Source organism: Variovorax sp. GW823-FHT04F07 (assembly GCF_058795995.1).
On record NZ_JBXAIG010000006.1, the window covers coordinates 336,934 to 351,114 of the forward strand.

The 14,181-nt window shown below is 69.6% G+C and carries 12 protein-coding genes; all 12 read right to left on the reverse strand.

What is annotated here, in order from left to right; translation table 11 throughout:
* Positions 1 to 32 precede the first annotated feature (32 nt).
* The 12 genes from AC1RAA_RS25755 to AC1RAA_RS25810 all read right to left on the reverse strand — a co-directional run bounded on the left by AC1RAA_RS25755 (position 33) and on the right by AC1RAA_RS25810 (position 14,177).
* Positions 33 to 497 (reverse strand): aromatic-ring-hydroxylating dioxygenase subunit beta, encoded by a 465-nt coding sequence (locus AC1RAA_RS25755; RefSeq protein ID WP_492728230.1) that lies wholly within the window; start codon positions 495 to 497, stop codon positions 33 to 35.
* Positions 494 to 1,813 (reverse strand): aromatic ring-hydroxylating dioxygenase subunit alpha, encoded by a 1,320-nt coding sequence (locus AC1RAA_RS25760; RefSeq protein ID WP_492728232.1) that lies wholly within the window; start codon positions 1,811 to 1,813, stop codon positions 494 to 496. Before AC1RAA_RS25760 ends, AC1RAA_RS25755 begins: the two co-directional genes overlap by 4 nt.
* Positions 1,814 to 1,839: 26 nt before the next feature.
* Positions 1,840 to 2,982, reverse strand: a complete 1,143-nt coding sequence (locus tag AC1RAA_RS25765) for an ABC transporter substrate-binding protein (protein WP_062474995.1) — start codon at positions 2,980 to 2,982, stop codon at positions 1,840 to 1,842.
* A gap of 43 nt (positions 2,983 to 3,025) precedes the next feature.
* A complete protein-coding gene (locus AC1RAA_RS25770; protein WP_492728234.1) occupies positions 3,026 to 5,488 on the reverse strand; it encodes a penicillin acylase family protein in 2,463 nt (820 codons plus the stop codon).
* A gap of 37 nt (positions 5,489 to 5,525) precedes the next feature.
* Complete coding sequence (locus AC1RAA_RS25775; protein ID WP_492728236.1) at positions 5,526 to 6,692, reverse strand: ABC transporter substrate-binding protein; 1,167 nt, start codon at positions 6,690 to 6,692, stop codon at positions 5,526 to 5,528.
* A 62-nt stretch (positions 6,693 to 6,754) separates the two neighbouring features.
* Positions 6,755 to 7,489, reverse strand: a complete 735-nt coding sequence (locus AC1RAA_RS25780; RefSeq protein WP_492728239.1) for an SDR family NAD(P)-dependent oxidoreductase — start codon at positions 7,487 to 7,489, stop codon at positions 6,755 to 6,757.
* Entirely contained in the window at positions 7,486 to 8,298 is an 813-nt protein-coding gene (locus tag AC1RAA_RS25785; protein WP_492728241.1) for a cyclase family protein, read from the reverse strand. The genes AC1RAA_RS25780 and AC1RAA_RS25785 overlap by 4 nt, the downstream gene beginning before the upstream one ends.
* Positions 8,299 to 8,314: 16 nt before the next feature.
* Complete coding sequence (locus AC1RAA_RS25790) at positions 8,315 to 9,568, reverse strand: SDR family NAD(P)-dependent oxidoreductase (RefSeq protein WP_070062341.1); 1,254 nt, start codon at positions 9,566 to 9,568, stop codon at positions 8,315 to 8,317.
* Complete coding sequence (locus tag AC1RAA_RS25795) at positions 9,565 to 10,737, reverse strand: thiolase family protein (RefSeq protein ID WP_062475018.1); 1,173 nt, start codon at positions 10,735 to 10,737, stop codon at positions 9,565 to 9,567. Before AC1RAA_RS25795 ends, AC1RAA_RS25790 begins: the two co-directional genes overlap by 4 nt.
* The gene (locus AC1RAA_RS25800; RefSeq protein ID WP_492728243.1) at positions 10,734 to 12,359 is read right to left on the reverse strand and encodes an AMP-binding protein; all 1,626 of its coding nucleotides are present in this window, start codon (positions 12,357 to 12,359) and stop codon (positions 10,734 to 10,736) included. The genes AC1RAA_RS25795 and AC1RAA_RS25800 overlap by 4 nt, the downstream gene beginning before the upstream one ends.
* Before the next feature lie 7 nt (positions 12,360 to 12,366).
* Positions 12,367 to 12,864, reverse strand: a complete 498-nt coding sequence (locus AC1RAA_RS25805) for an aromatic-ring-hydroxylating dioxygenase subunit beta (protein WP_492728245.1) — start codon at positions 12,862 to 12,864, stop codon at positions 12,367 to 12,369.
* A complete protein-coding gene (locus tag AC1RAA_RS25810) occupies positions 12,864 to 14,177 on the reverse strand; it encodes an aromatic ring-hydroxylating dioxygenase subunit alpha (protein ID WP_492728249.1) in 1,314 nt (437 codons plus the stop codon). The genes AC1RAA_RS25805 and AC1RAA_RS25810 overlap by 1 nt, the downstream gene beginning before the upstream one ends.
* Positions 14,178 to 14,181: the final 4 nt, after the last annotated feature.

Genomic DNA, 14,181 nt, shown 5'->3' on the forward strand with positions numbered 1-14,181 from the left:
CTCCAGTGAGGATGGTTAGAAGGACAGGTCACTCAGATGAACAACTGGATCGCGGGCAAGGCGCGCGTGGCGTTGAGCAGGTCGATGCGCTTCTCGCGGATCGACCAGCCCGTGGGGGTGCGAATGAGGTGATGGCGGGCGGTACCGCTCAGCAGCAGCTGGTCGTCGCCGCGCGCCTCGATGTAGAGGAACGGCGTGCGCAGGCGCACGTCGTCGGCGCCCTCTTCCTCGATGCGCGAGGGCTGCAGCACATGCTGGCTGTGGCTGGCCGGGTGCTGCGAATGCGCGCGCGGGTTCTTCAGCCGCTCCACGCGCAGCTGCAGCAGCAGCCGGTCTTCGTAGGCCAGCGAGTTGTGCGAGAACGGATCGGCCTGCGCCGCGCCCTGCAACGGCACCCAGTAGTGGCCGTCGTCGGCGAACAGGGCCAGCCAGTCGTCGAAGCGGCGCGCGTCGAGCAGGGCCGCCTCGTGGGCGATGAAGTCGCGCGGGTCGTTCATGCCGCCACCTCCGGCGTCATGGCCCGGGCCCAGGCGCGGAACTGGTTGCGCATGAGCAGCTCGTTGGTGCCGTTGGTGGTGACCGTGGCCTGCTGCGTCTCGGCCGGGTCGTGGTTGCGGTGCAGGCTGATCCACTCGTTGCCGCCGGCGCGCAGGCCCTTCTGGATGCTCTCGAACAGGTGCACGTCGTCGTGCGCCACCACCGACATCGGCGAGAACACGAGCCGGTTGTAGCTCATGGCGCGCTCGAACAAGAGCGCGGGCGCACCGGCCGCGCGGAAGCTCCAGGCCTCGATGAGCGTGCGGCCGGCCGCCAGCGGGCGGATCACGCGGATGGCCTGCGGCGAGCCCTTGACCGACAGGCTCGGGTACAGCACCGAGTTCTGCGGCGAGCGCTGCAGGATGTCGGCGGCGCGCTCTACGCCGTGCGCGGCCTGCATCGCCGCTTCGTATTCAGGCAGCTGCGCGTAGTTGGAATGGATGCTGAAGTTCACGCCCAACACGCTGTGGCCGTTGGCGAACACGCGCCCGCCCATCTGGTCGAAGAACTCGTAGCCCGAGCCGAAGGGCAGGATCTGCTCCATCGCCATCGGCTTGGGGTCGGTGGGCGCATGCCCTTCCCACAGCGCCTCGGCCGCCTTGGTGGCCGACTCGTGCGTCGACATCGGGTGCACCGTGTCGTTGATGTTCTCCAGGTACATCTTCCAGTTGCAATGGACGATGTTGCGCAGCACGCCGCCGCCCACGGTGAGCCTGCCCTCGGGCGAGCGGTCGACCATGTTGTCGAGCGCGCCGAGCACGTCGCCGAAGTAGTCCTCGAACGACGGGCCGGAGTCGGACAGACGCACGAACACGAAGTCGCGGTACACCTTCACGTGCTTCACCACCGACAGCCCCTGCCCCGACTCGCAGGCCTTGAGCTGCGTGCCCTCGTAGCCGTTCTTCAGCGGCAGGCCCAGCGGCGCGCCGTCGAGCTTGTAGGTCCACGCGTGGTACGGGCAGCGAAAGAAGCGGCCGGTGTTGCCGCTCTCGTCGGTCACCAGCTGGGTGCCCTTGTGGGCGCAGCGGTTGTACATGACGTGCACCGCGCCGTCGGGCTGGCGCACCATGAGCAGCGGGCGGCCCGCGATCTCCTGCGTGACGAAGTCGCCCGCCGCCGGCACCTGGCTGGCATGGCCCAGGAAGACCCAGGTGCGGGCGAACAGGCGCTCCTGCTCCAGCGCGAACAGCTCGTCGCTGAGGTACAGGTCGCGGTGCACCCGGTCGTCGCGGACCAGCGCCGCGACGAGATCGGGGCGGTTGCGGTAGGCGGTCATGGCGGTGGGCTTCGGTTAGACCGGGGTCAGGGAACCAGCTTCCACTGGCCCTTGTTCATCTGCACGATCACGACGCCGCGCTGGTCCGAGCCGTAGCGGTCGTCGGGCTTGAAGGTGTAGATGCCGTGCGTGCCCACCAGCTCCTTCGTGCCCACGATGGCATCGCGCAGCGCCGTGCGGTACTGCGGCGTGCCGGGCTCGCCCTTGGTACGCGAGGCCGCGTCGGCCAGCAGCAGGTAGGCGTCGTAGGTGTACGACGAGAACGCATCGGTGGGCACCGCGCCGTTCGCCTTCTGGTACGCAGCGCGAAAGCCCATCGCGACCTTCTTGATGGGGTTGCTCTCGGGCAGCTGGTCGGCCACCAGCACGGGGCCGCTGGGCACCTGCAGGCCGTCGATGGCCGTGCCGCCCACGCGCACGAAGTCGGCGTTGATGAGGCCGTGCGTGCCGTAGATCTTGCCCTTGTAGCCGCGCTCGGCCAGTGCCAGGTAGGGCAGCGCGCCCGGCGTGCCGGAGTTGCCCGCGAACACCGCGTCGGGCCGCGCCGCGACGATCTTCAGGATCTGCCCGGCCACCGACGAATCGCTGCGCGCATAGCGCTCGTTCGCCACCACCTTGATGCCGGCGGTGGCGGCGCTCTTCACGAGCGAGTCGTAGGCCAGGTCGCCCAGCGCATCAGAGAAACCGATGAAGGCCACCGTCTTCACGCCCGACTTCTGCATGCGCTCGACCACGCCCGCCACCATGAGCGGGAACGGCTGCGACACGGTGACGGTCCACGCGCCGTCCGCGCCCGGAATGGTCACGGGCGTGGGCGAGATGAGCGGCGTGTTGAGCTCGCGCGCCACCGAGGCGATGGCCATCGCGCCCGGCACGCCCGAGGTGCCGATGAGCACGTCGACCTTGTCTTCCGTCACCAGCTTGCGCGCGTTGCGCCCGGCGGTGGTCGGGTCGGAAGCGTCGTCGAGCACGATGAGCTGCACCTTGCGCCCGCCGATCTCGGGCCGCTCGGCGATGGCCGCGCGGATGCCCTTCTCGTAGGGCACGCCCAGCGCCGCGACCGGCCCCGAGAGCGAGCTGATGAAGCCGATCTTGAGGTCTGCCGCCGCCGCACCGACGGCGGTGAAGGCGGCCAGCAGCGCGAGGCCAAGGCGGGAGATTTTCTTCATGGGAGCTTCCTCTTCGGGGGTTGGAATGGGGACGAGGGACGGGTCAGTAGCGCAAGGTGCGACGCGATTCGAGGTCGGCGTCGACCTGCGCGGGCGTGAGCCGCTCCGGCTTGCATTCGAAGCGCTCGAACAGCGCCAACTGGTCGGCGTAATGGCGGTCGCGCACGCCGGCCGGGCTCACGAAGCCGCTCTGCCCCGGCGCGGCGACCGAGCACATGTCGAGCGCGCCCGGGCGCAGCACGACGCGGTAGTTGAGCGTGCCGCGGTTCATGTAGGGGCTGACCTCGGGCTCGTCGCCGGCGCCGGCCCACGGCACGCCGATGGCGTTGATGCGCGAGAAGCGGTGCCGCACCACGGGCGTGGTCCACGCGGCCATGTCGGGCCCGAGGCGGGTGCGCAGCTCGCCCACCGCATCGGTCAGCGCGGCGCGCACCATCGTGCGCGGGTCCTGCCCGTTGAAGAAGTCGTGGCGCTGCGGCACGCCCGAGGCCGGGCCGCTCAGCGCGTTCCACAGCAGCTTGGCCACGGCCGCGGGCTGGGCGCTGCCGGGCGAGCCGCGCGGCGTGAGCGTGGGGTAGCCGAGGTTGGCGTAAGTGGCGAACACGGCCGGCGGCAGGTCGTCGGCCAGCAGGCGCCGCGACATTGCACCCAGCCACGCGCGCAGCACGGTGGTGGCGTGGTTGTCGTACACCTCACCGCCCGGGGCGACGCGGTTCTTCAGGTCCCAGTTGGCGAGCAGGTCGGCCGCGCGGCGCGCGGGGTCGCCGGCCGGCAGGCCCTTCGCCGCGTCGACGATGAGGGGCACGAAGTAGCGCGCGTTCAGGTCGGCCAATGCCGCGCCCTGGCTCACGCGCCAGACCTCATCGGCGCCCAGCTTGGCCGGGCCCTGCAGCTGCGCGTGGATTTCGGCCACGCGGTCGACGTGCGAGAAGTTCGCGCCATCCGCGCGCAGGCCTTCGGCGATCTGGTTGTTCCAGCTCGCGAAGTAGCCCTGCGCGGGGTTGTAGGCGCGCGGGTTGGCGCTGAACGGCAGGTGGCCCTGCCACTCCATGCTGCCGTCGCCGCGCGCGGGAAAGCGGATGTCCTGCGTGGCCGGTCGGCGCGGCATGCGGCCCAGGCCCACGGCGCCGATGTTGCCCGCCACGTCGGCATAGAACCAGGTGATGGACGCGGCCACGCGCTCGCCCTGCGCAAGAAAGCCCGACCAGTCGCGCGCCCGGGCGGCACGCGCCCAGCCGAGCATGGTCTCGACCTCGCGGCCCTGCCAGGTGCTGCGCGCGGTGTAGGCGCGGGCGTTGTCCGCGTCCCAGCTCTGCACGAAGCCGTGCACCGTGGCGTAGATGTCCACGCTCTGCGGCGCGGCGCCCTTCACGCGGATGACGTCGGTGCGCCGGGTCATCGGGCGGTAGGCGCCGTCGAACCTGTATTCGTGGCGGTTGGCCGGGTTCAGTTCTTCCTGGTAGATGTCGTTGGTGTCGAGCGAGCCCACCGTCGATCCCCAGGCGATGGTGCCGTTGGTGCCGAACAGCACGGGCAGCAGGCCGATGGGCGTGAGGCCCGTGAGGTCGTAGCCCGCGCCGTGCAAGCCGATGCCGTGCACGAACGACGGGTTGTTGAAGCCCTGCTGCGGGCCGTTGTACAGGACGGCCACGCCTTCCTTGGTGCGCGAGGGGCCGAGCACCCAGGCGTTGCTGGCGGTCGGCATGCCTTCGGTGGCGGCCAGGCCCATGCGGGCGACCTGCGTGGCGCGGAAGTCGGCCGCGGCCTGCGCGGAGACCGGCGCGAGCGCGGCGTCGCCGGGCTCGGCGCTCGCCAGCCTGTTCGCGTTGCCGCGCGGCACGATGGTCGGCGCGGTCGGGTCTTCGAGCCAGCGCAGCTGCTCATACAGCTGCAGGCCGGCCACGTCGCCGCGCGCGGCCTTGAGCTGGTTGAGCAGCGAGAGGTTCGCGACCTCCGCCGTGCCCGCGAAGAAGCGGTTGAGGATGAGGCCGATCCAGACCATGGCCACGTCGTCCGCGGTCCAGGGTGCGGGCTCGAAGCCGTTGTCGATGAACTCGCGCGGCATCAACTTCGCGCGGTCGGCCAGCACGTCGCGGATGCGCGCGTTGACGCCCGCGGCGTAGCCTTCGAACATGGCGCGGTCGTCCGCGTTCAGCGCATCGATCTGGCGGCGGATCGACACCGGATCGATGTTGGAGCGCGTGGCCTTGTCGGTCGCGACGAACTCGGCCCCCAGCACCTCGGCCACGCTGCCGTTGCCCGAGCGCCGCGCCATCTCCAGCTGGTAGAGCCGGTCTTCGGCGACGGCATAGCCGAAGCCGTGGAACAGGCCACGCGTGTCGCTGGCGTAGACGTGCGGCACGCCGTAGCGGTCGCGCTTGATGGTGACTTCACCGCTGCCGTTGCCACTGGGCGCGGTCGCGGCGCAGCCGGCCAGCAGCGCGGCGGCGAACAGCACGGTGCCGGTCGCGCGCCGGCGACGCAGGGAACGAAGCAGCGGGTGCATGGGGTGGGCGGCGTTCATCGGATCGACGCGAGGGCGCTCAGGGCACCAGCTTCCACTGGCCCTTCTCGAGCTTCACGACGACGCGCGAACGGTCGTCCGAGCCGTAGCGCTCGGTCGGCTTGAAGTTGTAAACGCTGTGCGTTCCCACCAGCTCCTTGGTGCTCACGATGGCATCGCGCAGCGCCAGGCGGAACTGCGGCGTGCCCGGCTCGGCCTTGGTGGCCAGCGCGCGCTGGGCGGCGTCCAGGTACACCAGCCATGCATCGAAGGTGTAGGCCGAGAAGGCGTCGGTCGGCGGCGCGCCGTTGGCCTTCTGGTAGGCCGCGCGGAAGTCCATCGACACCTTGCGGATCGGGTTGTCGCTGGGCAGCTGCTCGGCCACGATCACCGGGCCCGTGGGAGCCAGCAGGCCTTCGACCGAGGCACCGCCCACGCGCACGAAATCGGGGTTGATGAGCGCGTGCATGCCGTAGATCTGGCCCTTGTAGCCGCGCTCCGAGAGGGCCAGGTACGGCAGCGCACCGGGCGTGCCCGAGGTGCCGGTGATCACCGCGTCGGGGCGCAGCGCCACGATCTTGAGTACCTGCCCGGTCACCGACGCGTCGCCGCGCGCATAGCGCTCGTTCGACACGATCTTGATGCCGGCCGGCTCGGCGCTCTTTTGCAGCGCGCCGTACACCAGGTCGCCCCAGGCGTCGGAGAAACCGATGTAGCCCACCGTCTTCACGCCCGACTTCTTCATGCGCTCGACCACCGCGCTCACCATGAGCGGCGCGGGCTGCGGCAGCGTGACCATCCACGCGCCCTCCTCGCCCGGCAGGTTGGCGTTGGCGATGGAGATCAGCGGCGTCTTGGTTTCGCGCGCCACGCCGGCAATGGCCAGCGCGCCGGGCGAGCCGGCCGTGCCGATGATGACGTCGACCTTGTCCTCGTCGATCATCTTGCGTGCGTTGCGCGCGGCCGTGGTGGGGTCGGACGCATCGTCGAGCTGCACCAGCTGGATCTTGCGACCGCCCAGGTCGGCCTTGTAGGCGAGCGCGGCCTTCATGCCCTTTTCGTACGGAATGCCCAGCGACGACACCGGCCCCGACAGCGAGGTGATGAAGCCGACCTTGAGATCGGCGGCCCACGCGCTGGCGGCGCTCAGCGCGCCGAGGCCCGCGACAACAGCCGCGAGGGTGCGAATTCGGTTCAGGACTTTCATGGCGATGCTCCAGAGGTGATGTTTTTGAACGGAACGGAACGAAACGGACGCTGAAATGAAAACTAGAGGGCCAGGCTGCCGACGCTGGTGCCGCCGCAGACATACAAGACCTGGCCGGTGACGAAGCTGTTCTCGGGCGCGGCGAAGAAACGCACGGCGCGTGCCACGTCGGCCGATTCGCCCAGGCGCTTGACGGGCACCGAGGCCGCGAGCGCGCGCTCCTTCTCGCTGCCGGCCTCGACCACGTCGTAGAACATGTCGGTGCGGATCGGGCCCGGCGCCACCACGTTCACCGTGATGCCGTCGGCCGCGAGCTCCAGCGCCCAGGTGCGCGCCATGCCCAGCATGCCGGCCTTGGTGGCCGAGTAGCTGGTGCGCGTGGCCAGGCCCAGCGCGGCGCGCGACGACAGCAGCACCACGCGGCCGAAGCGCTGCGCACGCATCGCGGGCAACGCGCCCTGCACGAGCTGGATGGCACAGCCCAGGTGCAGGTCGACCAGCGCATCGAGGTCGTCGAGCTTCACGTCAGGCAGCAGCGCGGCGCGGATGACGCCGGCGTTGTGGACGAGCGTGGTCGGTGCGAAGCGCTCGACCAGTTCGCGCACGGCCTCGCCAGTGGCGGCGCGGTCGGCCAGGTCGACCTCGAGGCTGTGCATCTTCGGGTGGTCGATCTCGGCCTTCCGGCGCGCGAGCGAGACCACCTCGTAGCCTTGCGCGAGCAGGTCTTCGCAGATGGCCTTGCCGATGCCGGCGCTGCCGCCGGTGACGGCCGCGACCTTGGGGGCGGCGGCGCTCATGCCGTGGCTCCCACCAGGGCCAGCACGCGCAGCGGGCTGCCGCTGCCCTTTTCGATCTTCAGCGGCGGGCAGATCAGCACCGCGCCCGAGGCTGGCAGCAGGTCGAGGTTGCTCAGGCACTGCAGGCCGTAGCGGCCCGCGCCGTGCATGTAGTAGTGGCAGGGGTACGGCGGACGCAGGTGGTAGCCCTGCCCGGCGTCGGTGCCGATGGCTTCGGAGCCGAAGCCCAGCACGTCGCGCTGCTCGACCAGGAAACGCACGGCCTCGGTGCTCGGGCCGGGCGTGTGCTGGCCGGTCTCGTCGAAGTTCTGGTACGCCTCGGGGTCGGTGCGCTTGGACCAGTCGGTGCGCATGAGCACCCACGCGCCCTTGGGAATGCGGCCGTGCGCGGCCTCGTAGGCCTCGATGTCTTCGAGCGTCAGCAGGTAGTCGGGGTCGTCCTTCACCTGCGGCGAGCAGTCGATCACGCAGGCCGGTGCCACGAAGTGCTGCACGGGGATGGTGTCGACCGAGTTGTTCGGCAGGTCGCGGCCCGAGATCCAGTGGATCGGCGCGTCGAAGTGCGTGCCGGTGTGCTCGCCGCAGGAAAAGTTGTTCCAGTACCAGCCCGGGCCGCGCTCGTCGTACTTCGACACTTCCTCGATGCGGAAGGGCCAGCACTGGCCCATCTCGGGCGGCAGCGCGATCTGCGGGAACTCGGGCGTGAGCGTCTGCGTGAGGTCGATCACGCGGATGCGGCCGCTGGCCATGGCGGTCACGAGGCTGCCGAGGACTTCGGCGGCGGACATCAGTTCGTTGGTAGTTGTCATCGTGTGATTCCTCTGCTCAGCCGCCAGCGGCCAGTTCGCGCTCGAGCACCTTGGGGTTGTCGCGCCAGCGCTCCAGCCACTCCTGCGCCACGTCGCCCGGGTACACGTCTTCCACGCCGTCGCGCAGCGCCTTCACGATGGCGTTGGCCAGCGTGGTGGGCGCCAGCTTGGGCGGCGGCGTGTGCTGGTTCCATTCGTCGTCGATGGGGCCGGGGAACACGTTGATCACGCGGATGCCGGCGGGCCGCATCTCGGCGCGCAGGCACTGCGCGAGCGAATGCGCCGCGGCCTTCGAGGCGCTGAAGGTGCCGTGCGGCGGGAAGTTGCTCAGCGCATAGATCGACAGCAGGTTGACCCACGCCGTCGCGCCCGTGGCGCCGTCGGCCGAGCGGCCCTTGAGCGCGGGGCCGAACTCCTGCGCCAGGCGCAGCAGGCCGAAGTAGTTGATGTCCATCTCGGCCTTGGCCACGTCGGTGCCGCGGCGCGCACCGATGCCGAAGGTGCGGTGCACCTCGGCGTTGTTGATCACGATGTCGACCTTGCCACCGATGGAGCCGGCCAGTTCGGTCACCTGGCGGCCGTTGGTGAGGTCCAGCGGCACGAGCGTGACCTGCGGCAGGGCCGAGATGTCGTCCAGCCCGTCGCCCATCTTCTTCCACGGTTCGGCATGGCCGACCCAGACGATGTCGGCGCCGGCCTTCACCAGCGCACGCACGAGGGCCTGGCCCGTCTCGGTCTTGCCGTCGGTCACCAGCACCTTGCGGAACTTCGGGTCGCTGGTCATTTCGCGCAGCATCTTGTCGTCGGCCATGTGGGGACTCCCTTCAGTCGGAAAAGCAATGAGGACGGCCTGGCCGGCGCGGTCGAGCCGGGCGCCGACACGCACGCGCGTGGGCGCATCGCCGACCTCGCCGTGCAGGTGGACCATGAGCGTGGGGCCGGCATCCAGGTGCACCAGGCCCAGCCGCCAGGGCAGCCGCTCGCGAAAGAACAGGTCGTTGCTGTGGTGCAGCGTGGTGCTGCCGAGCAGCGCGCCCTCGCCGCTCTGCTGGCGCCAGCGCAACGCCGACGACAGGCACTTGTGGCAGACCTCGCGCGGCGGGTACTGCACCGTGCCGCAGTCCTCGCAGGTCTGCAGCTCGAAGCGGCCTTCGGCGGCGGCGGCCGTGAGGCCGAGCGCGACACGGCCGCGCGCGCCGGGCGGCAGGTTCATCTGCCGGGTGCGCAGCACCGGGTTCTTGCGCGGGGGGCGCATCATGGGCATCGTCATGCGGGTCTCCCGAGAATGACGGCGCCCGTACAGAGGCAGCGGTCGTAGGTCACCATGCCGAAGCCGGCGACAAGGCCCAGCTGGGCGTTGGGCACGGCGCGCGCGCCGGCCTGGTCGGTCAGTTGGCGGATCGCCTCGACCATGCCGAGGAAGCCGCCCGCCGCACCGGCCTGCCCGGCCGACAACTGGCCGCCGCTGGTGTTGTTCGGAAAGCTGCCGTCGAAGGTCATGGTGTTCGCCTGCACGAAGGCCGAGCCCTCGCCCTTCTCGCAGAAGCCCAGGTCCTCGAACTGCATCATCACGATGACGGGGTAGTCGTCGTAGGTCTGCACGAAGTCGAGCGCGGCGGGTTGCACGCCGGCCTGTGCATAGAGGTCGTCGCGGTCCTTGCGCCAGCCACCCTGCACCATCACCGGGTCTTCGGCGTAGGCGTTGTGGCGCTCGATGGCGCCGCGGATCACGACGTGCGCCAGGCCCAGGTCGCGCGCGCGCTCCTCGCTCATCACGAGGAAGGCGTCGGCGCCGGCGCAGGGCATCACGCAGTCGAACAGGTGGATCGGGTCGGAGATGGGCCGCGCGGCCATGTACTCGTCGAGCGTGAGGCCCTTCTTGAACATGGCGTTGGGGTTGCCCAGCGCGTTGGTGCGCTGGTCCACGCAGATGCGGCCGAAGTCTTCGCGGGTGGCACCGTAGGTGCGCATGTAGTTGGCGGTGATGAACGCGAAGATCGAGTTCGGGCCGCCCGAGCCGTAGGGGTAGCTCGCGTCGCGCGCGAAGTTGCTGAAGCTGCCCAGCGTCTGGCGGAAGGAATCGACGTGGTTGGTGTCGGCGCCCACGCAGGCGACGATGTCGGCATCGCCCGCCTGCACGGCGCGCGCCGCGCGGCGCAGGCACATCACGCCCGAGGCACCGCCGGTGGGCATGTGGTCGAGCCAGCGCGGCGACAGGCCCAGGTGCTGCGTGACGCCCACGGCCGTGTCGGGAGCCAGCGAGAAGCTGCTCAGGCACAGGCCGTCGATCTGTTCCTTGGCCACGCCGCTGGCCTGGACCAGCGCGTCGATGGCCTGGCCGACGAACCAGTGCGCGGTGCGCGTGGAGTAGCGCACGTAGGGCACGGTGACGGGCACCGCGACCGCGACGCCTTCATAAGAGAGCCGTCGCTTGGTCATGCCTGCCTCTTTTTCATGGAGCGCGTGTCGATGCAATGGCCCTGGCCCGGCAGCGACTGCGCCATCTCGCGCAGCTGGCCGCGCTGGATCTTCTGCGAGGGCGTGAGCGGCAACGCGTCGACGAAGGCCACGTAGCCGGGCGCCTTGTAGTACGCCAGCTGCGCGAGCGCGTGCTGGACGATGCTGGCCGCGACCGCCGCGCGCTGCGACGCATCGCTGCCGTCGCGCAGCACGATGCAGGCCAGCACCTCGTCGCCGCGCACCGCATCGGGCGTGGCGGCCACGGCCGAGGTCTTCACGGCCGGGTGCTGGTTGAGCACGCTCTCGACCTCGACGGCCGAGATGTTCTCGCCGCTGCGGCGGATCACGTTCTTCTTGCGGTCGACGAAGAAGAAGTTGCCGTCGGCGTCGCGGCGCACGAGGTCGCCGGTGTGGAACCAGCCGTCGGCCCAGGCCTCGCGCGTGGCCTCTTCGTCCTTCAGGTAGCCGGAGAAGAAGTAGCGGCGCGGGTCGGCGCCGGCCGAGCGCACCAGCAGTTCGCCGGGCATGTCGGTGCCCACGTCGCTGCCGTCCTCGCCCATGAGGCGGATCTCGACGAAGTCTTCCTGCCGCCCGAAGCAGCTGGTGCCCACGAGGCGCGGCTCGCGGTTGGCCATGATGCAGGCGGCCGCGCCGGTCTCGGTCATGGCCCAGGCCTCGACCAGCGGGAAGCCGAAGCGTTCCTCGAAGGGCGCGTGGTTCTTGCGGTCGACACCGGCGCCGAAGCCCCAGCGGATCGCGTGGTCGCGGTCGGCCGTCGACGCGGGGGCCGACAGTAGCATCGCGGGCATCACGCCCAGGTAGTGGACGATGGTCGCGCCGCTTTCCTTCGCGCTGGCCAGCCAGCTCTTCGGATGGAAGCGGTCGAGCTGCACGAGGCAACCACCCGCCACCAGCACCACCATGGTCGAGAACGCCATCGCGTTCATGTGGTTGAGCGGCAGCGGCGTGATCACGCGTTCGGCATCGGGGCGGATGCTGCACACGCCGTCGAGCGCGGCATACCACTCGCCGGCACGCAGGAAGTACGCGTTGCTCAGGATGCAGCCCTTGGGCCGGCCCGTGGTGCCCGAGGTGTAGAGCAGGCCGCATTCGGTGTCGGTGCCGATGGGCTCGCCGGCGCGCGGCGCGGCGGTCTTCGCGGGCGGCACGGCGTCGTCGGGGCCCATGGTCTCGAAGGCGACGCCGGCCTGCGCGGCGGCGGCCTGCAGGTCGGCGGCGCGCTCGGGCAGCGTGACGGCCAGGCCGATCTCGCTGTGGCCGATGAGGTAGACCAGCTCGGCCGAGCGCATCTCGGCGTTGATGGGCACCACGCTGGCGCCCAGCGCGTTCAGCGCGAGCCAGTGGAAGATGAAGGCGGGCCGGTTCTCCAGCAGCAGGCCGACGCGGTGGCCGTGGCCGTAGCCGGCCTGAGCGTAGGCGGTGCGCAGCCGATCGATTTCTGCGGCGGCTTCGCCCCAGCGGATGGCGCCGGCGGCGATGCCGTAGGCGGCGGCGGTCACCGATTCGGTGAAGAGGAATTCGGCCTGTGGCGTGCGCGCGGCCGTGGCGGCGAACACCTGGTGGACGGTGGCGTGGGTCATCGCGTCCTCAGATGAAGAGCTGCACGGCCGGAAGCGCCGCGTCGCAGTTGAGCAGGTCGACGCGCTTGAGCGTCATGCGCAGCGCGCCGTCCTGCACCGTGAGGTGATGGAAGAAGGTGCCGACGTAGAACTGCAGCTCGTCGCCCTGCGACTCGGTGTAGTGGAATTCGGTGCGCACCACGAAGCGCTGGGCCTCGGTGTCGAAGGTCTCGACCACGGGCACCTGCAGCAAGTGGTGGCAGCGGCTTTGCGGCTGCTGCGAGAACGCGCGCGGGCTCTTCAGGCGCTCGATGCGCAGCTCGCGCAGCAGCTTGTCTTCGTACAGGTGCGAGGTGTGGTTGAGGCCGTCTTCCTGGTCGGGCACGAGCGGAATCCAGTAGAACGCGTCGTCGGTGAAGAGCGCGTTCCATTCCTCGTAGCGGCGGGTGTCGAGCAGGCGCGCTTCGTTGACGACGAAGTCGACGAGGTCCTGATGCGTGATCTTGGTGATGTCGAGGGCGGCCATTACATGGTCTCCGTCATGCGTTCGACCCAGCTGCGGTACTGGTTGCGCATGGGCAGCTCGTTGGTGCCGCCCGTGGTGATCTCGCCGCCCTTCAGCTCCGATTCGTCGTAGTCGCGGTGCAGGCTCACCCACTCGTTGCCGCTGGCGTGCAGGCCGGCCTGCATGCCGCGGTAGGCCTGCAGGTCGTCGTGGCCCACCACCGAGAACGGCGAGTTGATGAGGCGGTTGTACATGGTGGTGCGCTGCAGCAGCTCGGGCGGCGCGCCCTTGAGGCGGAAGGTCCAGCTCTCGATGAGCGTCTGGTTGGCCGAGATGGGCTTGACCACGCGAATGGCCTGGATCGCGCCCTTGATCGTGAGGTTCGGGTAGTACACGGTGTTGTGCCGCGCCATGCCCAGGATCTGCGCCGTCTTCTCTTCGCCGTAGCGCGCCTTCATGGCGTCGTCGTACTCGGGGATCGCCTTGTACTTGCTGTGGATGCTGAAGTGCACGCCCGTGAAGCTGTGGCCGTGGTCGTAGGTGCGGATGCCCATGTCCTCGAAGAACTTGTAGTCGGACATGAAGGGCACGAACTGCTCCACGGCCATGGGCTTGGGTTCGTCCTCCGGCTTGTCGGCCCACATGCGCTTGGCGGTGCCGGCCGACGACTCGTGCGCCACCATGGGGTGCATGGTGTCGTTGAGGTTCTCGACGAACATCTTCCAGTTGCACTGGTGCATGAAGCGCAGGCAGCCGCCTGCGATCTCCAGCTCGCCCTCGGGCGAGCGGTCGGCCATGTTGTCGATGGAGCTGAGCGAATCGCCGAAGTAGTCGTCGAAGTCGGGGCCCGCGTCGTTGATCTTCACGAAGATGAAGCCGCGGTGGCTGCGCACATGCTTCACCGGGGTGAGGCCCTTGCCCGACTCGCACTCGTGCAGCTGCGTGTGCTCGTAGCCGGTCTTCAGCGGAATGGCCAGCGGCGCGCCGTCGGTCTTGAAGGTCCAGGCGTGGTACGGGCAGCGAAAGAACTTGCCGGTGTTGCCACAGGGCCCGTTCACCAGGCGCGAGCCCTTGTGGGCGCAGCGGTTCATCATGACGCGCACGCTGCCGTCGCTGTGGCGCACGACGATCAGCGGGCGGCCCGCGATCTCGTTGGTGATCCAGTCGCCCGACTTCGGCAGCTGGCTCTCGTGGCCGACGTAGTTCCAGGTGTTGGCGAAGAAGTGCTCCTGCTCCAGCTCGAAGAGCTCCTGGCTGGTGTACAGGTCGCGGTGCACGCGGTCGTTCTGCACGAGCGCGCGAACGGCATCGGGGTTGTCTCGGTACGAAGGCATGGTT